This is a genomic window from Streptomyces sp. NPDC002092, assembly GCF_053593775.1.
On sequence record NZ_JBSFDG010000004.1, the window covers coordinates 105593 to 129491 of the forward strand.

Genomic DNA, 23899 nt, shown 5'->3' on the forward strand with positions numbered 1-23899 from the left:
GTTCCTCGGCCCGGGGTCACTCGGCCCCCGACACCTCCGTCTCGCAGCACATCCGCCGCTCGCTGCCGAGCACCCGCACCGGGCCGGTGAGCTGGAGGCGAGCCGTGTGTCGTACCTCTGCGCTCGACGCGGCCAACCGTAGTTCGAGGGCGCCCGGTTCGACCACCCGGCGGCCCGAACGGTCGGTGAACGCCGAGAGGTCGGTGTGGAAATGGAAGGTGACCCGGGAGGCCTCCCCCGGGTCCAGCTCCAGCCGCCGGTAGCCGATCAGGCGCACGTCCGGGCGGGTCACCGAGGCCACCGGGTCGTGCAAGTACAGCTGGACGACCTCCGCGCCCGCCCGCTCGCCCGTGTTGCGGACGGTGACCGCCACGTCGTACGAGCCGTCCGTGCCGATCTCCGCCCCGGCGGACTCGCAATCCCAGGCGAACGTCGTGTATGAGCAGCCGTGGCCGAAGGGGTACAGCGGGGTCGGGTCGAGGTTGCTGACCTCGCCCGCGAGGCCCAGCGGGGGCTGGAGGTACGTCCACGGCTGGCCTCCGGGGAGCCGCGGGACGCTCACCGGGAGGCGGCCCGAGGGGTTCACGCGGCCCGACAGCACTCCCGCCACCGCCGGGCCGCCCTCCTCCCCGGGGAAGAACGCCTGCACCACCGCGGCCAGCCGGCCGTGCCAGCGACCCAGCGCGTACGGGCGGCCGGTGAGCAGCACGAGGACCACGGGGACCCCGGTGGCGACCAGCGCGTCCAGCAGGTCGCCCTGCACGCCCGGGAGCCGGAGGTCCGTCACATCGCAGCCCTCGCCCGAGGTACCGCGGCCGAACAGGCCCGCCCGGTCGCCGAGGACCGCCACGCACAGGTCGGCCTCGGCGGTCCGCGCCACCGCCTCCTCGATCCCCGACAGGTCCGGGTCCGAGGTGTCGCAGCCCTGAGCGAACGTCACCTTGGCGTCCGGCAGTTCGGCCCGCAGCGCCTCCAGGACGGTCGGGATCTCCACGCCCATGGGAACGTCCGGGTGGTGGGCCAGGACGTGGGACGGGAAGGAGTAGCAGCCGAGCATCGCCAGCGCGTCGGCCGCGCGCGGCCCGACCACCGCGACACGGGTGTCGGGCGGGAGCGGAAGGACCCCGGACGGGTTGTCCAGGAGCACCACCGACTCCTCGGCCAGCCGGCGGGCCAGGGCCCGGTTCGCGGCCGAGTCCAGGTCGATCACGGCGGCGGGCTCGGGGTCCCAGCCCTCGTCCAGGAGGCCCAGCTCGCACTTCTGGAGCAGCACCCGGCGGGCCGCGCGGTCCACCAGCGACTCCGGTACCGCGCCCGCCCGTACCGCCTCCAGCAGCGGCTTTCCGTAGCACTTGAGCGTCGGCAGCTCCACGTCGATGCCGGCCGCCAGCGCCGCGTGCGCCGCCTCGGCGGGGGAGCCCGCCACCCGGTGCAGGGTCTCCAGGAAGCCGATGCCGAAGTAGTCCGCGACCACCGTGCCGGTGAACCCCCACTGCTCCCGCAGGAGTTCCGTCAGCAGGGACGGGTCCGCGGAGGCCGGGATGCCGTCCGTGTCGGTGTACGCCGCCATGACCGAGCGGGCGCCGCCCTCACGCAGCGCCAGCTCGAACGGCGGCAGGGTCACGTCCGCGAACTCGCGGATGCCGGCCCGCACGGGCGCGAGATTGCGGGCGCCCGCCGAGGACGCGTACCCGGCGAAGTGCTTGAGCGTGGCGACGATCCCGGCGGACTCCAGGCCGCGCACATAGGCCGCCCCGATCGTGCCCACCAGGTACGGGTCCTCGCCGATCGTCTCCTCGACCCGGCCCCAGCGCGGATCCCGTACGACGTCCAGGACCGGGGCGAGGCCCTGGTGCACGCCGGCCGTGCGCAGGTCGCCGCCGATGGCGCGGGCCATCTCCTCGACCAGCGGCGGATCGAAGCTCGCGCCCCAGGCCAGCGGGACGGGATAGGCGGTGGCGCCCCAGGCCGTGAACCCGGCCAGACACTCCTCGTGCGCCACGGCCGGGATCCCGAACCGGCCCGCCTCGGCGATACGGCGCTGGGCGCGGGCCAGTGCCTGCGCGCCCAGCGCCGGGTCCACGGGGGCGGTGCCGTAGGAGCGGGTGAGCTGGCCCAGGCCGTGGGTGATCAGCTCGTCCCAGTCGTACTCGGCGGTCATCTCGCTCTGCAGGGGGGCGACTCCGTCGCCGTCCGTGGCGGCGCCCACCCACACGCCGTACAGCTGGGCGGTCTTCTCCTCGAGGGTCATCCGGGAGAGGAGGTCGTCGACGCGGGCGGCGGCGGGCAGGGCGGGGTCACGCCAGGGGGCGGTGGTCATGAAACTCCTGCTCTGGTCGAGTGGGTGGGGCCCTCTCACGGACGCTGGCAAACTCTGGCGACGAATGTTTCGTTATGTATATCGAATGTTCCGGGAACCTAGGCCGGTCCGAAGGCTTCGTCAAGAGGTCGTGCAGGGATACGATCGCCGCCATGACACCCCCGGAGCCCGTTGAAACGCGGACGACAACCCCGACGGCGGGCCGGTCGGCGCAGACCGCGACGCTCGCCGAGATCGCCCGCGAGGCCGGCGTTTCCGCGCCGACTGTTTCGAAGGTCCTCAACGGCCGCGCGGACGTGGCCCCGGCCACCCGCAACCGCGTCGAGGAACTGCTGCGCGCCCACGGCTATCGGCGCCGACGAGCCGAGGCGAGCCGCTCGCCCCTGATCGACCTGGTCTTCCACGAGCTGGAGAGCGCGTGGGCGATGGAGGTCATCCGGGGCGTGGAGAACGTGGCCCGGGACGCAGGGCTCAGCGTGGTGCTGAGCGAGAGCGCCGGGCGGCTGACGCCCGGGCGGACCTGGGCGGACCAGGTCGCCGCCCGCCGCCCGCACGGCGTGATCCTGGTGCTGTCCGGGCTCGACGAGTCCCAGCGGGCACTGCTGACCAGCCGCTCCATCCCGTTCGTGGTGATGGACCCGGCCGGCGACCCCGGCGTCGACGTCCCCTCGATCGGCGCGACCAACTGGCAGGGCGGTCTGGCCGCCACCCGGCACCTGATCGAACTCGGCCACACCCGCATCGGCGCCATAACGGGACCGTCCCGCATGATGTGCAGCCGTGCCCGCGTCGACGGCTACCGGGCCGCGCTGGAGACCGCGGGCCTGCCGGTCGACCCGGCGCTGATCGCGACCGGCGACTTCCATCACGAGGCCGGCTACCGGCAGGGCCTGGAGCTGCTGCGCCGCCCGGACCGGCCCACCGCCGTCTTCGCCCTCAACGACCTCCAGGCGCTCGGCCTGTACGAGGCCGCGCGGGAACTGGGCCTGCGCATCCCCGAGGACCTGAGCGTGGTCGGCTTCGACGATCTGCCCGTCGCGCGCTGGGTGGGGCCGCCGCTGACCTCCGTACGGCAGCCGCTGACGGAGATGGCCGAGGCGGCGGCCAGGCTCGTCCTCGACCTGGGGCGGGAGGACCAGGCGCCGGCGGCGACCCGGGTGGAACTGGCGACCAGCCTGGTCGTACGCAGCAGCACGGCACCGCCGCCGGCGTGACGTACGTGCCCCGGGCGGCCGGAAGTTGACGTATTGACGGGTGGTACGGCCGCCTCCACACTCCTCCGAAGCCAATCGGTTGGACGACCGAAACTTTCGGAGGCACTCCGCGATGAGATCTCTGAGAACATCTCTGAGCACTTCTCTGAGAACAGGCTCATTCCTGGCGGCTCTCGCCACCGGCGCCGCGCTGCTGTTCACTGCGCCCGCGGCGCACGCCGCCGACACCCCGCTGCGCGACCTCGCCGCCGCCAAGGGCAAGGTCATCGGCACGGCGGTGACCGGTTCCAAGCTCACCGGGACGTACGGCGACCTCGCCGGGGCGCAGTTCAACTCGCTGACCCCCGGAAACGCCATGAAGTGGGGCTCGGTCGAGCCCACCCGGGGCAGCTTCGACTGGACGGAGGCCGACCAGATCGTCGCCTTCGCGCAGGCCCACCACCAGCAGGTGCGCGGCCACACCCTGGTCTGGCACAACCAGAACCCCAGCTGGCTGACCAACGGCAACTGGACGGCGGCCCAGCTCGGCAGCCTCCTGCAGAATCACATCACCACCGAGGTCGGCCGCTACAAGGGAAAGATCACCGCCTGGGACGTGGTCAACGAGCCCTTCAACGAGGACGGGACCTATCGCTCGGACCTCTGGTACGACACCCTCGGCGCCGACTACATCACCAACGCCCTGACCTGGGCGCATGCCGCCGACCCGGCCGCCAAGCTGTACATCAACGACTACAACGTCGAGGGCGTCGACGCGAAGTCGACCGCCCTGTACAACCTGGTGAAGGACCTCAAGAGCCGCGGCGTCCCGATCGACGGCGTGGGCCTGCAGGCGCATCTGATCATCGGTCAGGTGCCCTCGTCCTTGCAGCAGAACATCCAGCGCTTCGCCGACCTCGGCGTCGACGTGTCGATCACCGAGCTGGACGTGCGCATGGCGCTCCCGGCGGACAGCACGAAGCTCGCTCAGCAGGCCGCCGACTACAAGTCGGTGCTGAGCGCCTGTGTGGCGGTCACCCGGTGCGCGGGCGTCACCGTCTGGGGCTTCACCGACTCCGACTCCTGGGTGCCGGGCACCTTCCCGGGCTATGGGGCGGCGACACCGTACGACGAGAACTACGCGCCGAAACCGGCGTACCGCGCGGTCGCGGAGGCCCTCGGCGGTACGACGACCCCGCCGCCCACCGGTGCCTGCACGGCGACGTACAGCGTGACCAGCCAGTGGAACACCGGGTTCACCGGCCAGGTGACGATCGCCTGCTCGGGCGCCTCGCTGTCGTCCTGGAAGGCGAACTGGACGTTCGGCGCGGGCCAGCAGATCACCCAGGCCTGGAACGCCACCTGCAGTCAGTCGGGTACGGCGGTCACCTGCACGAACGCCTCCTACAACGGCTCGGTGCCGGACGGCGGTTCGGTGAGCTTCGGGTTCAACGGGTCCTGGAGCGGCAGCAATCCGGTGCCGACGGTGACGCTGGCCGGAGCGTGAGAATTTCCGAAGAAAACCGTTTCACGCCGTCGTCACTAACAATCCCCTAATAATTCGGACTTACGTTCCTGTCCGTGACGGGACTCGATGACAGCGCGGACGCGGGCAGACCCAGGGGCCGGCGGTCGAAAGCACTGAAGATCGCCGGCCTCACCATGGCGGGCCTGCTGGTGCTGGGCGCGGGTGCGGCGGGCTGGGCGTACTGGCACCTCGACCACAACATCAAGAGCGTCGACATCAACCAGGCACTGGGCGACGACCGCCCCGCGAAGGCGGTGATCACACCCTCGCCGTCCGCATCCCCTCTCCCGACCGGCTCCCTGAACATCCTGGTGCTGGGCTCGGACTCGCGCAGCGGCAAGGAGAACCAGGCGCTCGGCGGGGGCGACAGCTCGGGCGCCCGCTCCGACACGGCGATGGTCGTGCACATCGACGCGGGCCGGAAGAAGGCCACTGTGGCCAGCATCCCGCGCGACACGCTCGTCACGCGTCCGTCCTGCCCGCTGAAGTCCGGCGGGTCGACGGCGGTGGCGTACAACACGATGTTCAACAGCGCCTATTCGGTGGGCGGCGCGGTGTGCGCCGTGAAGACGGTCGAGTCGATCACGAACGTCCGCATGGACCACTACATCGAGATCGACTTCTCGGGCTTCGCGAAGCTGGTGAACGCACTCGGCGGGGTCACCGTGACCACAGACCAGGACATCGACGACGACGACAGCCACCTTCACCTGAAGTCGGGCACCCACACCCTGAACGGCAAGCAGGCCCTGGCCCTGGCCCGCACCCGGCACGGCATAGGCGACGGCAGCGACCTGGGCCGCATAGGCCTGCAGCAGAAGCTGGTGAAGGCGCTGCTGGAGCAGATCTCCTCGACGAACCTGTTCACCGACCCCGCCAAGCTGTACACGGTGGCCGAGGCGGTGACCAGCAGCCTGACCACCGACACCGGCCTGGACTCGCTGAGCGAACTGGTCGGCCTCGGCGAGAGCCTGAAGGGCCTGTCCGCGGACCGGGTGAGGACGGTGATGATGCCGGTGGTGACCGCGCCCTCGGACCCCAACCGGGTGGTGGCGAAGGAGCCCGCGGCGAGCGAACTCTGGGAGTCGCTCCGCTGAGCCCTCGCTGACGTGTTCACCGAAAAACTGGGCGGTTGCTGCAACCAGCGGGCGTCCAGGGGTGTCTGTTGCGGTGACCGCACAGCAGTAACAGGGGGAACACTGATGTCCAACTCGCGTTCGTACAACGCTTGGTCCGTACCGCTGATCGCCGGATTACTCGCGCTCGGCGGGATCCCCGCCCTCGCGGGCAGCGCCGCGGCCGCCCCGCAGTCCGTCCACAGCGTCAAGGACGACTTCAACGGCGACGGCTACAAGGACCTCGCCGTCGGCGCCCCGATCGCCACCATCGACGGCAAGCGGGGAGCGGGCTACGTCACCGTCATGTACGGCGGCCCGCACGGCCTGACCAAGGACCACCGCACCATCATCAGCCGCTCCACCAGCGGAATCCCGGGCGATCCCGCAGAGGGCGAGAACTTCGGCTACCAGCTGTCCACGGGGGACCTGGACGGCGACGGGCGCACCGACCTGATCATCGGGCAGGCCTCCTCGACCCGGGACGCGGTCGTCGTCTGGGGCGGCCAGAACGGCCTGTCCGGCGGGGTGTCCGTGCCGGCCGCGACCACCCAGGCCGGTGACTTCGACGGCGACGGCAAGCAGGACCTGGTCCTGTTCCGCGGCGGCCGCGCCCCGGGCGACGACCCGCTCGGCACCAAGGCCACCGTCTGGCGCGGCCCGGTCTCCAGGACTGGGAAGCCGACCGCCACGCAGGACTTCGGCTCGACCCGGGTGGAGCCCTTCGACGTGATGTACGCGGCCGCCGGGGACGTCAACGGCGACGGCCGCGACGACCTCGCGCTGACCGTCTACACCGGCGACGGCGGCATCGGTTCCCAGCTCTACCTGGCCAACCCCTCCGGAGGCGCCTTCACGTACGCCGCCTCCCCCGAGGGCAGCGGCCAGGTGGCCTTCGGCGACGTCAACGGCGACGGCTTCGACGACGTCGTCCGGGGCGTCCCGAACGACTCCACGGTCACCGTGGCCCTCGGCTCGGCCTCCGGTCTGAAGCCGGCTTCGACCTGGAAGTCGTACAGCCAGGACACCGAGGGAGTTCCCGGCGGCAAGGAGGAGGAGGACCTCTTCGGCTATGCGGTGTCCGCCGGTGACGTCAACGGCGACGGGTTCGCCGACGTGGCCGTGGGCGCGCCCGGCGAGAAGCTCGGCGACAAGAACGGGGCGGGCATGGTCGACGTCCTCTACGGCGGGCGCGACGGTCTGACCGGCACGGGCGCCCAGGGCTTCACCCAGGACACCGACGGCGTCCCCGGTGCCGCGGAGGCGAGCGACAACTTCGGCAACGCGGTCAGCCTCCTCGACATCAACGACAACGGCTACGCGGATCTCGCGGCGGCGGCGGCCGGCGAGAACAGGCCGGAAGGCGCGAGCACCGGTGAAGGCGCGGTCTGGTCGCTGCGGGCGCGTCCGGCAGGCATCGTGACGGACGCGGCGTTCACCTTCGGTCCCCGGACGGTCGGGGCGCCGACCGACCGGGCGTGGTTCGGCGGCTCGCTGTCGTAGCAGGTCAGGCCCCCGCCTGAGGGGCCGGAAAAAAATCTCCGAAGAAATCCGCGGGGTCTGTCGATCCCGGCCCCTCCCGATCGACGCACTGGTGAGAGGCCGGGAAGGACCGGCCCCGTAGGACCGAGGAGTCACCATGCCGCGTTACCTGTCGATCGTGAAGCTCGACGAGAGCACCGTGCCCGCGGAGGGCCCCAGCCCCGAGCTGATGGAGCGCATGGGCGAGCTGATCGAGGAGATCACCAAGGCCGGGGTCATGCTCGACACGGCCGGGCTGACCCCGCAGACCCAGGGCAAGCGGGTGCACTGGGAGGGCGGGGACCTCACCGTCACGGACGGGCCGTTCACGGAGTCCAAGGAGGTCATCGGCGGCTACGCCATCATGCAGTGCAAGGACATGGACGAGGCCCTGGAGTGGACCAAGCGGTTCGTGAAGGTCCACGAGGAGCACTGGACGGTGACCTGCGAGGTCCGGGAGATCGCGGAGGGCTGAGCGCCCTTCCTTGGCCTGACGCCGGGGCGGGTGTCGAATGGGGGGCTGTGAGCCCACAGCCCCCCGCCGACCCCCGCCACGCCATCGAGACCGTCTTCCGTCTCGAATCCCCGCGCATCATCGCCGCCGTCGCCCGTCTCGTCCGCGACGTCGGCATCGCCGAGGAGCTCGCCCAGGACGCCCTGGTCGCCGCCCTGGAGCAGTGGCCGCGCGACGGCGTCCCCGACAACCCGGGCGCCTGGCTCATGGCCACCGCCCGCCACCGCGCCGTGGACCTGATCCGGCGCCGGGAGAACTACGCCCGCAAGCTGCAGGAGATCGGCCGCACCCTCGACACCACCGCCCCGCCCGAGGAGCCCGCCGACCCCGACGACATCGACGACGACCTGCTCCGCCTGGTCTTCACCGCCTGCCACCCGGTCCTGTCCGCCGAGGCCCGCATCGCCCTCACCCTGCGCCTCCTGGGCGGCCTGACGACGGCCGAGATCGCCCGCGCGTTCCTCACCCCGGAGCCCACGGTCGCCCAGCGCATCGTCCGCGCCAAGAAGACCCTCGCCACCAGGAACATCGCCTTCGAGGTGCCCTACGGCTCCGAACGCGAGGCCCGGCTCGGCTCCGTCCTGGACGTCATCTACCTGATCTTCAACGAGGGTTACGCCGCCACGGTCGGCGACGACTGGCTGCGCCCCGCGCTCTGCGAGGACGCGCTGCGCCTGGCGCGCGTGCTGTCCGGGCTGATGCCCAAGGAGCCCGAGGTGCACGCCCTGACCTCCCTCCTGGAGTTCCAGGCCTCCCGCGCGGCCGCCCGCACCGGCCCCGACGGCGAACCCGTCCTGCTCAAGGACCAGAACCGCCGCCGCTGGAACCGCATGCTCATCGCCCGCGGCATCACGGCCCTCCACCGCGCCGACGCCACCGCCACGGGCGCCCCCGGCCCGTACGCCCTCCAGGCCGCCATCGCCGCCTGCCACGCACACGCGTACACCTACGAGGAGACCGACTGGAAGAGCATCGCGACGCTGTACGGCCTGCTCGCCGCCCGCGCCCCGTCCCCGGTCGTCGAACTCAACCGCGCCGTCGCCGTCTCCATGGCGGAGGGACCGGCGCAGGGACTGGCGATCGTCGATACCCTCGCCGCCGAACCCACTCTGCGCGGTTACCACTTGCTGCCCAGCGTGCGCGGCGACCTGCTGGCACGGCTCGGGCGTACGGCCGAGGCGCGCGAGGAGTTCGTACGGGCGGCGGGGCTTGCGCGCAACGAGCGGGAGCGGGAGCTGCTGCTGCGCCGTGCGGCCGGTCCGTCCTGATCAGACGGGGTGTCCGACAAGCATGGTCGGCGCTCCCGCCACACGGGTCAGGAACACGGTGGCCGAGCCCGGCCCCTGCGGCTTCACCTTCTTCCGCAACTCCTCCGGCTCCACGGCCGACCCCCGCTTCTTCACGGTCAGGATCCCGACCCCGCGCTCACGCAGCAGAGCCTTCAACTTCTTGACGTTGAAGGGGAGTTGATCGGTGATCTCGTACGCCGTGGCATACGGCGTCGGCCGCAACTCGTCGGCGGTGATGTACGCGATGGTCGCGTCGACCAGCCCGCCGTCCAGCTGCTCGGCCACCTCGGCGACCAGATGGGCCCGGATGACGGCGCCGTCGGGCTCGTACAAGTACCGCCCGACGGGCCGGACTTGAGGGTCGGGCAGCCCCTTCCCGAGCAGCGTGCGGGGCCCCGGGAGCAGTGTCGCCCGTACCGCCCCCGGTGTCACTTGAGGGCCGAACCACAGCACGGCCTCCTTCACATCCCCGCCGTCCGAGATCCACTCGGCCTCGGCGTCGGCGGGCACGGCCTCGTGCGGAATGCCGGGTGCGACCTTCAGCGCGGCGGCGCGGGACGCCTTGCGGGCGGCCTCGACGGCCCACGACAGCGGCGGCGAGTAGGCCTCCGGGTCGAAGATGCGGCCGCGCCCGCCGCGCCGGGCCGGGTCGACGAACACGGCGTCGTAGCCGGACGTGTCCACCTCCGTGACGTCCGCCTCCCGCACCTCGATCAGCTCGGCCAGCCCGAGCGCGTCGGCGTTCGCGCGCGCCACGGCCGCCGTCGCCGCATCCCGGTCCACGGCCAGCACCCGGATCCCGGCCCGGGCCAGCGCGATGGCATCGCCGCCGATCCCGCAGCACAAGTCGGCGAGCGAGGTAACCCCCAGCGCCTTCAGCCGCTCGGCCCGGTAGGTGGCGACACTCGCCCGCGTCGACTGCTCCACCCCGTTCGGCGTGAAGAACATCCGCTCCGCGTCCTCGGTGCCGAACTTGGCCGCCGCCCGCTGCCGCAGCCGCGTCTGCCCGAGCGCCGCCGACACCAGCTCGGCGGGGTGTCCGCGGCGCAGCCGGGTGGCGACGGCGAGCTCGTCGGCAGGGGCCGTGCCGCGTACCTCGTCGAGGAGGATGCGGCCTTCGGGGGTGAGCAGGTCGGCGAGGTCGGTCACCGGCCCATTGTGGGCCAGTCGGTGGACGGTGCGCCTCCGGCCGCGTGGCGGGCCGGGATCCGGACGGTGGCCTGCGATGATCCGGCACCATGCGAGCAGTAGTACAAAACGATAAAAATCGCGCCTATGGGGTGACATGGCTCCGCGGTGGGATCGCCGTGCTCGCCGTCGCGGCCATCGCCTCGGGCTGTGCCCAGTTCGGCGGCCCGCCGGTGCACCCGGCCCCCGGCCAGGAGCCGCCCCTGCACGCGCCCCCGGCCCGCGCCCTCGACTCGTACGCCGCGAACCTGCGCTCCGCGTACCTCGCCCGTGCCGCCGCGGCGCGCCACTGGGACCTGGCGAGGGTCCCGCTGACGGCTCCGCCGCCGCCCGTGAAGAAGCCGAAGATCAGGGCACGCAAGGGCTTCGAGGTGGACGACCAGGAGGAGCTGAACCTCCCGCCCGTCTTCACGACCGTCCCGACCAAGCAGAAGGTCGTCTTCCTGACCATCGACGACGGCGCCGAGAAGGACCCGGCGTTCCTGCGGATGATGAGCGACCTGAAGATCCCGTACTCCGCCTTCCTCAGCAACTTCGCGATCGAGGACAACTACGCCTACTTCCGCCGGATGCAGTCCGAGGGAGTGACCCTCAACAACCACACGCTCACCCACCCCTACCTGCCGGGCCTGTCGTACCGGGAGCAAAAGCACGAGATCTGCGGCATGCAGGCGATCATGCGGAAACAGTTCGGCGAGCGCCCCGTCCTCTTCCGCCCGCCCTTCGGCGACTACAACCAGGACACCCTGGTGGCCGCCAAGTCCTGCGGCATCAAGTACGCGCCCATCTGGGACGAGGAGGTCTTCGTCGACCACTGGGAGTACCGCGAGGACGACCGGGACCTGCACCCCGGCGACATCGTCCTCACCCACTTCCGCGGCCGTGACGAGTGGAACGGCACGATGGTCGACGACATGCGCCGCTTCCTGAACAGGGTCACGGCCGAGGGATACGCGGTGGCCCGCCTGGAGGACTACCTGTGAGCCTGAGGGGCCTGGCGGCCGCCGTCCTGGCGTGCGCGCTCCTCGGCGGCTGCGCCCAGTCCGTCGACCCCATCGAACGGCTGGGCGAGAAGGCGGCCCAGCGCGTACGGCCGCACGGGCCCACCGGAACACCCCGGCGGCCGTACCGCCGCCGGGGCCTCACGGGCCAGTATCCGTACCCACGACAAGGTCGTCTTCCTGACCTGCGAGGACGGCGCCGAGAAGGACCCCCGCTTCGTCGACCTGGTCCATGAACTGCGGCTGCCGGTCAGCTTGTTCCTCGCCGACGGCGTGGCCTGACCGGGGTACGGCCCCTTCGCCCGGCTGCGGTCGGACGGCGCGGGCATCCAGAACCACACCCTCGACCACCCCGCCGCCCTGCGCGGCCTGCCCTGCGCCGGCCGGCGCGCCGAGCCCGCCGAGCGGCCGCCGGCTGGGCATCGCGGCCCTGTTCCTGCGGCGGGCGTCGATGGCGGCAGAGCCCTGACGGTGGGCCGTCCGGAGGACTGCGTCTGGTTCCAGGGCCGGTGACTTTCCATCAGCGTCGGTCGCGGCATTTCAGCCCGTCCGACGTTCGAGGACGAGGCCGTTCAGGCCGAAGCGGGGGGTTCGGGGCGGCAGCCCCGGGACGTTCACCGAGCCCCCGGTCAACCGAAAACCCCGCCGACGCGCCGCAGGCATTGGCACTCCGCTTGACCGAGTGCTAATCGCGGTCATAGTCTCGGCTCTGGCACTCCCCACTGGAGAGTGCCAACCACGCGACGGGCAGGTCCGGCACCCGCGACGACGGATCCACCTGGTCGCCACCTCAGACAGTTAACCCCGTGAGATCTCCGAAGGGGGAGGTCGGATCGTGACGACCACCAGCTCCAAGGTTGCCATCAAGCCGCTCGAGGACCGCATCGTGGTCCAGCCGCTCGACGCCGAGCAGACCACCGCCTCTGGCCTGGTCATCCCGGACACCGCCAAGGAGAAGCCCCAGGAGGGCGTCGTCCTGGCCGTGGGCCCGGGCCGCTTCGAGAACGGCGAGCGCCTGCCGCTCGACGTCAAGACCGGCGACATCGTGCTGTACAGCAAGTACGGCGGCACCGAGGTGAAGTACAACGGCGAGGAGTACCTCGTCCTCTCGGCTCGCGACGTGCTCGCGATCATCGAGAAGTAAGGGGATCTGGGGGTCACCCCCAGAAATCCTGCACCGGCTTCCTTACCGAAGCACATTGCTTGTGAGCTGCGCCCCGGGCCCCCGCGACCTTATGAAGCCGGGCGTCAGGGGCGCAGTTCGTTTCACCCACGTTTTCCGAGAGGGCTGAACCGCTCCCATGGCGAAGATCCTGAAGTTCGACGAGGACGCCCGTCGCGCCCTCGAGCGCGGCGTCAACAAGCTGGCCGACACGGTCAAGGTGACGATCGGCCCCAAGGGCCGCAACGTCGTCATCGACAAGAAGTTCGGCGCGCCCACCATCACCAACGACGGCGTCACCATCGCCCGTGAGGTCGAGGTCGAGGACCCGTACGAGAACCTCGGCGCGCAGCTGGTGAAGGAGGTGGCGACCAAGACCAACGACATCGCGGGTGACGGCACCACCACCGCCACCGTGCTCGCTCAGGCGCTGGTGCGCGAGGGCCTGAAGAACGTCGCCGCGGGTGCCTCCCCGGCGCTGCTGAAGAAGGGCATCGACGCGGCCGTGGCGGCCGTCTCCGAGGACCTCCTCGCCACCGCCCGCCCGATCGACGAGAAGTCCGACATCGCCGCCGTGGCCGCGCTCTCCGCGCAGGACCAGCAGGTCGGCGAGCTCATCGCCGAGGCGATGGACAAGGTCGGCAAGGACGGTGTCATCACCGTCGAGGAGTCCAACACCTTCGGTCTGGAGCTGGACTTCACCGAGGGCATGGCCTTCGACAAGGGCTACCTGTCGCCGTACTTCGTGACGGACCAGGAGCGCATGGAGGCCGTCCTGGAGGACCCCTACATCCTCATCAACCAGGGCAAGATCTCCTCCATCGCCGACCTGCTGCCGCTGCTGGAGAAGGTCATCCAGACCAACTCCTCCAAGCCGCTGCTGATCATCGCCGAGGACGTCGAGGGCGAGGCCCTGTCCACCCTGGTCGTCAACAAGATCCGCGGCACCTTCAACGCCGTCGCGGTGAAGGCACCGGGCTTCGGCGACCGCCGCAAGGCGATGCTGCAGGACATGGCGATCCTCACCGGCGCCACCGTCATCTCCGAGGAGGTCGGCCTCAAGCTCGACCAGGTCGGCCTTGACGTGCTCGGCTCCGCCCGCCGCGTCACGGTCACCAAGGACGACACCACGCTCGTGGACGGTGCCGGCAACTCCGAGGACGTCGTCGGCCGCGTCGCCCAGATCAAGGCCGAGATCGAGAACACGGACTCCGACTGGGACCGCGAGAAGCTCCAGGAGCGCCTCGCGAAGCTGGCCGGCGGCGTGTGCGTGATCAAGGTCGGTGCCGCCACCGAGGTGGAGCTGAAGGAGAAGAAGCACCGTCTGGAGGACGCCATCTCCGCGACCCGCGCCGCGGTCGAGGAGGGCATCGTCTCCGGTGGTGGCTCCGCGCTGGTGCACGCCGCCAAGGTGCTCGAGGGCGGCCTGGGCAAGACCGGCGACGAGGCCACCGGTGTCGCCGTCGTCCGCCGCGCGGTCGTCGAGCCGCTGCGCTGGATCGCCGAGAACGCGGGCCTGGAGGGCTACGTCATCACCTCCAAGGTCGCCGAGCTGGAGAAGGGCCAGGGCTTCAACGCCGCCACCGGCGAGTACGGCGACCTGGTCAAGGCCGGCGTCATCGACCCGGTCAAGGTCACCCGCTCCGCCCTGGAGAACGCGGCCTCCATCGCCTCCCTCCTGCTGACGACCGAGACCCTGGTCGTCGAGAAGAAGGAAGAGGAAGAGCCGGCCGCCGCGGGCCACGGCCACGCCCACTGACCGCGGTCAGCAGTCGCTGGAAGGCCCGGCACCCCTGGGGGTGCCGGGCCTTCGGCGTCTACTGCTCCAGGGCGTCCAGCGCACCCAACTGCGCCATCAGCCCGAGCCGGTCGTACTGCCACCAGCCCTCGGCGATCTTCCCGTCCTCGTCGCACCGGAAGATGGTCGTCCCGGTCATGACGACGTTCCTGCCCGTGGGCGCCAGACCCATGAACTCGCCTTTGTGGGTCGCGTTCCCGGTCCACCGCGTGCACACGCGGTCCCCCTGGGAGATCTGGTCCTCGATGGTGAAGGCGATGTCGAAGCCGCCGCGCCACATCTCCATCTCGCGCCGCATGGCGTCCATGCCGATGGTGTCCTGGACGTTCGCGGGGTCGTGGTCGTGGTAGTTCTCGGCGAACAGGTCGTCCAGCGGCGGCAGTTCGCCCTGCGTGGCCAGCGTGTCGAAGAAACGCCGTACCGTGGCCGCGTACAGCTGGTCGTCCCGCACCACGTCCAGGTCCGTGAACGTCGGCATCTCGTCGCAGAGAGCCACCATCTCGCGGAAGATCTTGTCGGTCTCAGGCAGGTTGGAGTTCCGCATCGCCTCCTCGTACGACGGGAACTCCACGATCTCGATGAAGTGGGACGCGTCGGAGTGGTCCTTGCCGACCACCGCGTGCGTCGCCGTCCGCTTCCCCCTGGTCTGTTCGACCCATGTGTCCATCAGCCGGTTGATGTCGTCGAACCGGCTGGTCTTGCAGTCGATGATCTGAACGAAGGTCATGATCTTGCCTCCGGTCCCCGGGGTCCGGTTGAACAGCACCATTCTCCCACCGGGGCTCCACAGCGCCCCTTGAGCGCCTGGTGGCTACTGCGGCCCGTACTTCCGGCCGGTCCGGGAGGTGATGCCGCCCAGCAGGCCCCGGGGCGTCACCTTCACGATCCCCATCAGCGCCTTGTACCGCGCGTCCGGAACGGACAGCGACTTGCCCCGCGCCAGGTCCGACAGCGCCGCCGCCACCAGCTTGTCGGCATCGAGCCACATCCACCCGGGGATGTTGTCCGTGCCCATCCCGGCCCGCTGGTGGAACTCGGTCCGTACGAACCCCGGGCACAGCGCCATCAACCGCACCCCGCTGCCCGCCAGGTCCTTCGCCGCCCCCTGCGTGAACTGCACGACCCACGCCTTGGAGGCGCCGTACGTGCCGCGCGGCACGAAGGCGGCCACGGACGCGACGTTGACGACACCGCCGCGGCCGCGCTCGCGCATCGCCTCGGTCGCCGCCGCCGTGAGGCGCAGCACCGCCTCGCAGTGCACCTTGAGCATCGTCAGCTCGTCGGCCATCGCCACGTCGAGGAAGCGGCCCTTGTTGCCGAAGCCGGCGTTGTTGATCAGCAGGTCGACGGGGTTCTTGCGGTCGGCCAGGCGCGCGGCCACGGCCTCGATGCCCTCGTCCGTGGCGAGGTCGGCGGTGAGCACCTCCGCCTCGATGCCGTGCCGGTCGTGCAGTTCGGTCGCCTGTTCCTGCAGACGCTTGGTGTCGCGGGCGACGAGCACCAGATTGTGCCCGTCGGCCGACAGCCGCCGCGCGAACGCGGCGCCGATGCCCGCGGTCGATCCCGTAATCAGAGCCGTTGTCATGGCCCAAGGGTAGTGACCCGGACTGGGGGAATCCGATCTCTGCACAGGGCCCGACGATGGTGAAGCTCCTGGGTGCGGCGCCGAGCAGAGCGCGTGTCAGGAGCCGTACGTCTCCAGGTACTTCCGCGCCGCCGCCAGGCTCTCCGGATGCAGCGCCGCCCCGGCGGGCAGCAGGCGCGGCAGCAGCTCCCGCTCCGTCGTCGACGCACGGAACTGCAGCGCCACCGTCACCTCGTGCTCCGGTCGGTGCACGATCTCGACCGGGTCGCCGGACCGTATCTCGCCCGGCTCGATCACTCGCAGGTAGGCACCCGGCGCGCCCTTCCGCGTGAACCGCTTCACCCACCGCCGCTCACCCAGATGGCCCTGGAAGGTGCCGCAGGGAATCCGGCCGCAGGTCACCTCCAGGACCAGCTCCGGACCGATGCGCCAGCGTTCGCCGATCAGCGCGCCCGAGATGTCCAGGCCCTCGGTCGTGAGGTTCTCGCCGAAGGAGCCGTTCGCCAGCGGGCGGGCCAGCTCGCGCTCCCAGTCGTCCAGGTCCTCGCGCGCCATCGCGTACACGGCCTGGTCGTTCCCGCCGTGGTGCTGTCTCTTGCACACCGCGTCCCCGGCCAGCCCGCTGCCGCCGATGCCCTTCGGTCCGGGCGCGGCCACCCGCACCGGCCCGTCCACCGGCCGCTTGTCGATACCGGTCAGACCCTCGGGGTTGTCCGTGTAGGGCACGGCCTTCGCATCGCCCAGATTCACCGACAGAAGCTTCATGACGGCACGGTAGGCGACGATGTCTCAAAGTGTCGACGCATTATCGAGCGCCCAACCAAAGGATCACTTATCCTCAAACCGTGATCGAAGCCCGCCATCTGCGCGTTCTGCGCGCCGTCGCCACCACCGGCTCCTTCTCGGCCGCGGGTCGCGAACTGGGCTGTACGCAGCCCGCCGTCAGCCAGCAGATGAAGGCCCTGGAGGCGTCGGTCGGCACGCCGCTGCTCGTCCGCGGCGGGCGTGAGATGCGGCTGACCCAGGCCGGTGAGGCGCTGGTGCGGCACGCCTCGGGAATCCTGGCCGGGCTCACGGCGGCGGAGGAGGAGGTCGCCGCCATCGCGGGGCTGCGCGCCGGACGCGTACGGCTCGTCTCGTTCCCGAGCGGCAGCTCGACGCTCGTGCCCACCGCCCTCGCGGCCCTGCGCGCCGCGCACCCCGGCACCCGGGTCTCCTTGGAGGAGGCCGAACCGCCCGCCTCCGTCGAGCTGCTGCGCGAGGGTGACTGCGACGTGGCGCTGGCCTTCCGCTACGAGCGCGCGGCGGGCGCGGAGGAGTGGGACGACCTCGTCGTACGGCCGCTGCTGAGCGACCGGCTCGTCGGGCTCGTGCCCGAGCGGCACCGGCTCGCGCAGGCCCCGGCGGTGTCCATCGGGGACCTCGCGCACGAGCCGTGGATCGCCGGGTGCCCGCGCTGCCGCGGGCAGTTGGTCGAGGTGTGCGAGAGCGCGGGGTTCACGCCGCGCATCGACTTCGCCACCGACGACTATCCGGCCGTGGTCGGCCTGGTCGGCGCCGGCCTCGGCGTCGCGGTCCTGCCGCAGCTCGCCATCGAGTCGGTACGGCCGCGGCACGCGCGCGTGCTGACGCTGGAGCCGGCGGTGCGGCGGGAGATCGTGGCGCTGACGCTGCCCGACCTGGCGCAGGTGCCCGCCGTCGCGGCGACCCTGGAGCAACTCGCGCGCGCAGCCGCCCGGCAGTGAAGAAGGGCACGTACGCGTGCCCTTCTCATGGGGAGCTCGGGTTCCGGGAGCTCAGGGACCCGGGAACGCAGAAACGTTCCTTCAATTGTTCGAGCCGCCGTCCCCGGCGGTCGCCGCCGCCACCAGCCGGTTCCGCGCCCGCCCCATCAGCTCTTCGCGCTCGTCCTCGGTCAGGCCGCCCCACACGCCGTACGGCTCTCTCACCGCCAGCGCGTGCGCCGCGCACTGCGCGCGCACCGGGCACCTCATACAGACCTCCTTGGCCGAGTTCTCGCGAGCGCTCCGGGCCGCACCGCGCTCACCCTCCGGATGAAAGAAGAGCGAGCTGTCCACTCCGCGGCAGGCGGCCAGGAGCTGCCAGTCCCACAGGTCCGCGTTCGGTCCGGGAAGGCGGGAGAAATCTGCCATTGCGTGACCCCTTGTAGCCGTTCTGAGCGGATACGGTGCCCATGACCGTATATCTACGATCTAAGGAAATGAAAATATGACTCATTGCGAATCTAGCCTCAGACACCAGTAGATGGGAAGAAAAAGGGCTAAATGGGGCATGGGTTGTGATGAAACGTTGAGGGTCCGCCCTGCATGTCTGCACCGTGTCCGTGCCCTCACGTAGAGTGCCGAAGATGGCACACGCCCCCGTAACTCTTTCGAGTGACCATCGTTGAGAGTGCGGAGGCGGTTGAAGCAACAAGTGCTCGGGCAGGCGTCCGAGACGGTCGACCGCACAGGTGACGATTTCGTACCAGCCTGGAGGCTCAAGGTGACGTGCATCAGCTGCGGAGGGCGGCCATGACATCCGTCCTCGTCTGCGACGACTCCCCGCTTGCCCGAGAGGCGCTCCGCCGCGCGGTCGCGACCGTGCCCGGCGTCGAGCGCGTGACGACCGCGGCCAACGGCGAGGAAGTCCTCCGCCGCTGGGGCGCCGACCGTTCGGACCTGATTCTGATGGACGTACGCATGCCCGGACTGGGCGGCGTGGAGACCGTCCGTCGGTTGCTGTCCGCCGACCCCGGCGCGCGCATCATCATGCTCACCGTGGCCGAGGACCTGGACGGCGTGGCCCTCGCGGTCGCCGCGGGTGCCCGCGGCTATCTGCACAAGGACGCCTCGCGCGCGGAGCTGCGTGCGACCGTCACCCAGGCGCTCGCCGACCCGACCTGGCGGCTGGCGCCGCGCCGGCTGCGCTCCGCCGAGATGGGCGCCGCGCCCACGCTCACGGCGCGTGAGATCCAGGTCCTGGAGGGCATGAGCCACGGCCGCTCCAACGCGGAGATCGGCCGCGAGCTGTTCCTCTCCGAGGACACCGTGAAGACGCATGCCCGGCGGCTCTTCAAGAAGCTCGGCGCCTCGGACCGGGCGCACGCCGTGGCGCTCGGGTTCCGCTGGGGCCTGGTCCGCTAGGCCGGTCGGGTGTGTTGCAGCGGGGGTTCGAGAACCCCCGCCCACCGCAAGGTGGGCCGGACCGGGCGACCCCGAGGAAGTTCGGGCACGCGCCCACGCCGCCCGGCACGCGCGCTTCGGTGCACCGGTCAAAGGCCCTGGCGGCTCTGCTGCGAGGGCCTTCGTCCGGCATGCCGTGCGCACGCACCGGCCTCGACGCCGGCCGCTGCCGTGGGGTGCGGGAAAAGGCACCCGTGCCCTCTCGGAGCCGCTTGTCAAAAGGCCCCGCCGGGTACCCGATGCTCGTTTCGGCGCGGATGCCGCATCCTTGAGGTGTGGAGTCTCTCGGGGACGAGTCGGTCGAGCGGAAGGGGAGGGCGCAAGGGATGAGTTCCGGCGCACCTGCTCATAACGCTTCGGTGCACAACATCGGACACGGTGCCACGGCCCGCGCGGCCGCAAGGCACCATGGACCGATGCGCGACGACGAGGCGGCGAACGCCGCAGGGGCGATCGGTGCACTCGTCCACCGCGCCGTGGACGGGGACGAGCAGGCCACACACGACCTGCTGGCCCATGTCCACCCCCTGGCGCTGCGCTACTGCCGCACCCGTCTGTCCCGGCTGCCGGGTGATGCCCGGCACTTCGTGGAGGACCTCGCGCAGGAGGTCTGCGTCGCCGTCCTGCTCGCGCTGCCGCGCTACAAGGACACCGGCCGTCCCTTCGAGGCGTTCGTCTTCGCCATCGCCGCGCACAAGGTCGCGGACCTGCAGCGGGCGGCGATGCGGCACCCGGGGTCGACGGCGGTCCCGTCCGACGAGATGCCGGAGCGGCCGGACGACTCGCTCGGCCCGGAGGAGCGGGCGCTGCTCAGTAGCGACGCCGAATGGGCCAAGAAACTGCTGGCCAACCTGCCGGAGAACCAGCGCGAGCTGCTCCTGCTGCGGATCGCGGTGGGTCTCACGGCCGAGGAGACGGGACAGATGTTGGGAATGTCACCCGGAGCGGTGCGGGTCGCACAGCACCGGGCACTGAGCCGGCTCAGGGCACTCGCGGAGCAGTGACCGCACTGCCGTAAGCGCCTTCCTTGAACAGGGCTCTCGGCGATTCCGTACGAACATACGAAGCCCGGAGTCACGCGGAACCGTGGAATTCGAGAGCCATGCTTCCCGTTAGCATGGACATCCGCACCGATCAAGGCCATTTGGGGAAGGTGTCATGACTGCAAACGTCGACGGAGTGCCCGGTAAATTCGCGACACTCGGGCTGACCTACGACGACGTGCTGCTGCTGCCGGGCGCATCCGAGGTGCTCCCCAACGCGGTCGACACCTCGTCCCGCATCTCCCGCAACGTCCGGGTCAACATCCCGCTGCTCTCCGCGGCGATGGACAAGGTGACCGAGTCCCGCATGGCGATCGCGATGGCCCGCCTCGGCGGCGTCGGCGTGCTGCACCGCAACCTGTCCGTGGAGGACCAGGTCAACCAGGTCGACCTGGTCAAGCGGTCCGAGTCCGGAATGGTCACCGACCCGATCACGGTGCACCCGGAGGCGACGCTCGCCGACGCGGACGCCCTGTGCGCCAAGTTCCGCATCAGCGGTGTCCCCGTCACCGACCCGGCCGGCAAGCTCCTCGGCATCGTCACCAACCGCGACATGGCCTTCGAGTCCGACCGCAGCCGCCAGGTGCGCGAGGTCATGACGCCGATGCCGCTGGTCACCGGCAAGGTCGGCATCTCCGGTGTGGACGCCATGGAGCTGCTGCGCCGCCACAAGATCGAGAAGCTTCCCCTGGTCGACGAGGCCGGTGTCCTCAAGGGCCTGATCACGGTCAAGGACTTCGTCAAGGCCGAGAAGTACCCGAACGCCGCCAAGGACGCCGAGGGCCGGCTGCTCGTCGGTGCCGCGGTCGGCGCGAGCCCCGAGGCCCTGGAGCGTGCCCAGGCGCTCGCCGAGGCCGGTGTGGACTTCCTGGTCGTCGACACCTCGCACGGCCACAACAGCAACGCCCTCAGCTGGATGTCGAAGATCAAGTCGAGCGTCTCCGTCGACGTGATCGGCGGCAACGTCGCCACCCGCGACGGCGCCCAGGCCCTCATCGACGCCGGTGTCGACGGCATCAAGGTGGGCGTGGGCCCCGGCTCCATCTGTACGACCCGTGTGGTCGCAGGCATCGGCGTCCCGCAGGTCACCGCCATCTACGAGGCCTCCCTGGCCGCCCGCCCGGCGGGCATCCCGCTGATCGGCGACGGCGGCCTCCAGTACTCCGGTGACATCGGCAAGGCCCTCGCCGCCGGCGCCGACACCGTGATGCTGGGCTCGCTGCTCGCGGGCTGCGAGGAGTCCCCCGGCGAGCTGCAGTTCATCAACGGCAAGCAGTTCAAGTCGTACCGCGGCATGGGCTCGCTCGGCGCCATGCAGTCCCGCGGCCAGGCGAAGTCGTACTCGAAGGACCGCTACTTCCAGGCCGAGGTCGGCTCCGACGACAAGCTCGTGCCCGAGGGCATCGAGGGCCAGGTGCCCTACCGCGGCCCGCTGTCCAGCGTTCTGCACCAGCTCGTCGGCGGTCTGCGCCAGACCATGGGCTATGTGGGCGCGGCCACCATCGAGGAGATGGAGTCCAAGGGCCGCTTCGTGCGGATCACCTCCGCGGGCCTCAAGGAGAGCCACCCGCACGACATCCAGATGACGGTCGAGGCGCCGAACTACAGCCGCAAGTAGTCGCACAAGCAGTCAGCAGGCTCCTTCAAGGGCGGTCCCGCAAGCACCGGGGCCGCCCTTGTCGTACCCGTCGGCGATACTGGAAGACGCTGAAACGCATCAGGGAAAGGCCACAGACGTGACTGAGATCGAGATCGGGCGCGGCAAGCGCGGCCGCCGGGCGTACGCCTTCGACGACATCGCCGTCGTCCCCAGCCGCCGTACGCGGGACCCGAAGGAGGTCTCGATCGCCTGGCAGATCGACGCCTACCGCTTCGAGCTGCCGTTCCTGGCCGCCCCCATGGACTCCGTGGTCTCCCCGGCCACCGCGATCCGCATCGGTGAGCTCGGCGGCCTCGGCGTGCTGAACCTCGAGGGCCTGTGGACGAGGTACGAGGACCCGCAGCCGCTGCTCGACGAGATCGTCGGCCTCGACGACGACCGGGCCACGCGCCGGCTCCAGGAGATCTACGCAGCCCCCATCAAGGAGGAGCTGATCGGCGCGCGTCTGAAGGAGGTGCGCGACTCCGGCGTGGTCACCGCCGCCGCGCTCTCCCCGCAGCGCACGGCGCAGTTCTCCAAGGCGGTCGTGGACGCGGGCGTGGACATCTTCGTCATCCGCGGTACGACGGTCTCCGCGGAGCACGTCTCCGGTTCGCACGAGCCGCTGAACCTGAAGCAGTTCATCTACGAGCTCGACGTCCCGGTGATCGTCGGCGGCTGCGCCACGTACACGGCGGCCCTGCACCTGATGCGCACGGGCGCGGCGGGCGTGCTGGTCGGCTTCGGCGGCGGCGCCGCGCACACCACGCGCAACGTGCTGGGCATCCAGGTCCCGATGGCGACCGCGGTCGCGGACGTGGCGGCGGCGCGTCGCGACTACATGGACGAGTCCGGCGGCCGGTATGTGCACGTGATCGCCGACGGCGGTGTGGGCTGGTCCGGTGACATCCCGAAGGCGATCGCCTGCGGCGCGGACGCCGTGATGATGGGCTCCCCGCTCGCCCGCGCCACGGACGGGCCGGGGCGCGGCCACCACTGGGGCATGGAGGCCGTCAACGAGGAGCTGCCGCGCGGCAAGAAGGTCGACCTCGGCACGGTCGGCACCATCGAGGAGGTGCTGACCGGTCCGTCGCACACTCCTGACGGCTCCATGAATCTCTTCGGTGCGCTGCGGCGGGCGATGGCCACGACCGGGTACAGCGAGCTGAAGGAGTTCCAGCGGGTCGAGGTGACGGTGGCGGACTCGCAGCACAAGCGGTAGGGCTTACGGCGCCTGAAGGGCCGGTCATCCCGAGGGGTGGGTGACCGGCCCTTTTGCGTGCCCAAGTGGGCTGGTGGGGGCGCGCGTCGAGGGGTGGGGGCGCGCGGTTGCGTTCGGGGCGAATGTGGGCCGAACGGGCGTAAGCGGGCGGTAGTGTCTTTGATCGGCGACCCAAGCTCTCTTGGCCGCCCCCTTCCAAGGACACCGGTTCCGGACCCCGCCGTCGGGACCCGGCCCGAGTTCCGACGTGCTGCCTACCGGGTCAATGGGTGGCGTCGTGGAAGGGGGCGTGCCGATGGGCCGTCACCGCAAGCCCACCCGCTGGGATGGCATTCGGCTTCGGCTGGTGAAGTTCCGGAGGAGGTGTGTCTTGTGGATCAACAGCTGGTGAGCGGCCGCCCCCATGGAGACTAGGGGCGGACACCCGTGAACCAGCTCGGAGCCCGCTGCAGCGACCTCTGCGGTGGGCTCCACCTTGTCGGTGTGATGGTTAAACGGCCGCCCCTATAGAGAGTAGGGGCGGACACTCCGAGATCCATCCACGAGCCTGCCGCAGCAGCCACTACGACCGGCCCCACCTGTCTCCGTAAGGTACC

General features: G+C 70.7%; 20 protein-coding genes and 1 pseudogene. 15 read left to right on the forward strand and 6 right to left on the reverse strand.

The features are described from left to right. Positions 1-16: 16 nt before the first annotated feature. Positions 17-2320: a beta-xylosidase/alpha-l-arabinosidase gene (locus tag ACWCRD_RS10600; protein WP_450965490.1), complete on the reverse strand. Its 2304-nt coding sequence runs from the start codon at positions 2318-2320 to the stop codon at positions 17-19. 152 nt (positions 2321-2472) lie between these two features. Here ACWCRD_RS10600 and ACWCRD_RS10605 point away from each other — a divergent pair, with 152 nt between their 5' ends. The 6 genes from ACWCRD_RS10605 (at position 2473) to ACWCRD_RS10630 (ending at position 9459) form a co-directional block, all read left to right on the forward strand. Beyond that, positions 2473-3534, forward strand: a complete 1062-nt coding sequence (locus tag ACWCRD_RS10605) for a LacI family DNA-binding transcriptional regulator (RefSeq protein ID WP_450965491.1) — start codon at positions 2473-2475, stop codon at positions 3532-3534. Positions 3535-3646: 112 nt separating this feature from the next. Further along, positions 3647-5020 (forward strand): endo-1,4-beta-xylanase, encoded by a 1374-nt coding sequence (locus ACWCRD_RS10610; protein ID WP_450965492.1) that lies wholly within the window; start codon positions 3647-3649, stop codon positions 5018-5020. 155 nt (positions 5021-5175) lie between these two features. Continuing rightward, positions 5176-6138: an LCP family protein gene (locus ACWCRD_RS10615; protein ID WP_450965824.1), complete on the forward strand. Its 963-nt coding sequence runs from the start codon at positions 5176-5178 to the stop codon at positions 6136-6138. A 105-nt stretch (positions 6139-6243) separates the two neighbouring features. Continuing rightward, entirely contained in the window at positions 6244-7659 is a 1416-nt protein-coding gene (locus ACWCRD_RS10620) for an FG-GAP and VCBS repeat-containing protein (RefSeq protein WP_450965493.1), read from the forward strand. 136 nt (positions 7660-7795) lie between these two features. Then, positions 7796-8152, forward strand: a complete 357-nt coding sequence (locus tag ACWCRD_RS10625) for a YciI family protein (protein ID WP_450965494.1) — start codon at positions 7796-7798, stop codon at positions 8150-8152. A gap of 47 nt (positions 8153-8199) precedes the next feature. Continuing rightward, positions 8200-9459, forward strand: a complete 1260-nt coding sequence (locus ACWCRD_RS10630; RefSeq protein WP_450965495.1) for an RNA polymerase sigma factor — start codon at positions 8200-8202, stop codon at positions 9457-9459. Here the strand turns inward: ACWCRD_RS10630 and ACWCRD_RS10635 are convergent, their stop codons facing one another. Beyond that, a complete protein-coding gene (locus tag ACWCRD_RS10635) occupies positions 9460-10629 on the reverse strand; it encodes a class I SAM-dependent methyltransferase (RefSeq protein WP_450965496.1) in 1170 nt (389 codons plus the stop codon). A gap of 89 nt (positions 10630-10718) precedes the next feature. On the opposite strand from ACWCRD_RS10635, the gene ACWCRD_RS10640 reads away from it, so the two are divergent. The 4 genes and pseudogenes from ACWCRD_RS10640 to groL all read left to right on the forward strand — a co-directional run bounded on the left by ACWCRD_RS10640 (position 10719) and on the right by groL (position 14590). Further along, positions 10719-11651 (forward strand): polysaccharide deacetylase family protein, encoded by a 933-nt coding sequence (locus ACWCRD_RS10640; RefSeq protein WP_450965497.1) that lies wholly within the window; start codon positions 10719-10721, stop codon positions 11649-11651. Further along, positions 11648-12065: pseudogene (locus ACWCRD_RS10645) on the forward strand (polysaccharide deacetylase family protein); the annotation flags it as partial. The gene ACWCRD_RS10640 and the pseudogene ACWCRD_RS10645, both read left to right, overlap by 4 nt. Positions 12066-12504: 439 nt before the next feature. Further along, complete coding sequence (gene groES, locus ACWCRD_RS10650) at positions 12505-12813, forward strand: co-chaperone GroES (protein ID WP_003998759.1); 309 nt, start codon at positions 12505-12507, stop codon at positions 12811-12813. A 157-nt stretch (positions 12814-12970) separates the two neighbouring features. After that, positions 12971-14590, forward strand: a complete 1620-nt coding sequence (gene groL / locus ACWCRD_RS10655) for a chaperonin GroEL (protein WP_450965498.1) — start codon at positions 12971-12973, stop codon at positions 14588-14590. Positions 14591-14648: 58 nt separating this feature from the next. On the opposite strand, the gene ACWCRD_RS10660 is transcribed toward groL, so the two are convergent. From ACWCRD_RS10660 to ACWCRD_RS10670, 3 genes are all read right to left on the reverse strand, one after another. Next, complete coding sequence (locus tag ACWCRD_RS10660; RefSeq protein WP_450965499.1) at positions 14649-15356, reverse strand: ester cyclase; 708 nt, start codon at positions 15354-15356, stop codon at positions 14649-14651. 84 nt (positions 15357-15440) lie between these two features. Continuing rightward, positions 15441-16214 carry an SDR family NAD(P)-dependent oxidoreductase gene (locus ACWCRD_RS10665; protein ID WP_365834859.1) on the reverse strand — a complete coding sequence of 258 codons (774 nt, stop codon included), beginning with the start codon at positions 16212-16214 and terminating at the stop codon, positions 15441-15443. Positions 16215-16310: 96 nt separating this feature from the next. Beyond that, the gene (locus tag ACWCRD_RS10670) at positions 16311-16979 is read right to left on the reverse strand and encodes an MOSC domain-containing protein (protein WP_450965500.1); all 669 of its coding nucleotides are present in this window, start codon (positions 16977-16979) and stop codon (positions 16311-16313) included. A gap of 80 nt (positions 16980-17059) precedes the next feature. On the opposite strand from ACWCRD_RS10670, the gene ACWCRD_RS10675 reads away from it, so the two are divergent. Then, positions 17060-17959: a LysR family transcriptional regulator gene (locus tag ACWCRD_RS10675; RefSeq protein ID WP_398956711.1), complete on the forward strand. Its 900-nt coding sequence runs from the start codon at positions 17060-17062 to the stop codon at positions 17957-17959. Positions 17960-18040: 81 nt separating this feature from the next. On the opposite strand, the gene ACWCRD_RS10680 is transcribed toward ACWCRD_RS10675, so the two are convergent. Further along, entirely contained in the window at positions 18041-18367 is a 327-nt protein-coding gene (locus ACWCRD_RS10680; protein WP_450965501.1) for a WhiB family transcriptional regulator, read from the reverse strand. Between the two features lie 381 nt (positions 18368-18748). Between ACWCRD_RS10680 and ACWCRD_RS10685 the strand changes: the two genes are divergently transcribed. From ACWCRD_RS10685 to ACWCRD_RS10700, 4 genes are all read left to right on the forward strand, one after another. Continuing rightward, positions 18749-19360 carry a response regulator transcription factor gene (locus ACWCRD_RS10685; RefSeq protein ID WP_003948568.1) on the forward strand — a complete coding sequence of 204 codons (612 nt, stop codon included), beginning with the start codon at positions 18749-18751 and terminating at the stop codon, positions 19358-19360. 455 nt (positions 19361-19815) lie between these two features. Beyond that, complete coding sequence (locus tag ACWCRD_RS10690; protein ID WP_115906402.1) at positions 19816-20403, forward strand: sigma-70 family RNA polymerase sigma factor; 588 nt, start codon at positions 19816-19818, stop codon at positions 20401-20403. 154 nt (positions 20404-20557) lie between these two features. Continuing rightward, positions 20558-22060, forward strand: coding sequence for an IMP dehydrogenase (gene guaB / locus ACWCRD_RS10695; RefSeq protein ID WP_450965502.1), 1503 nt, complete (start codon positions 20558-20560; stop codon positions 22058-22060). 118 nt (positions 22061-22178) lie between these two features. Further along, positions 22179-23303 (forward strand): GuaB3 family IMP dehydrogenase-related protein, encoded by a 1125-nt coding sequence (locus tag ACWCRD_RS10700; protein WP_450965503.1) that lies wholly within the window; start codon positions 22179-22181, stop codon positions 23301-23303. Positions 23304-23899 lie beyond the last annotated feature (596 nt).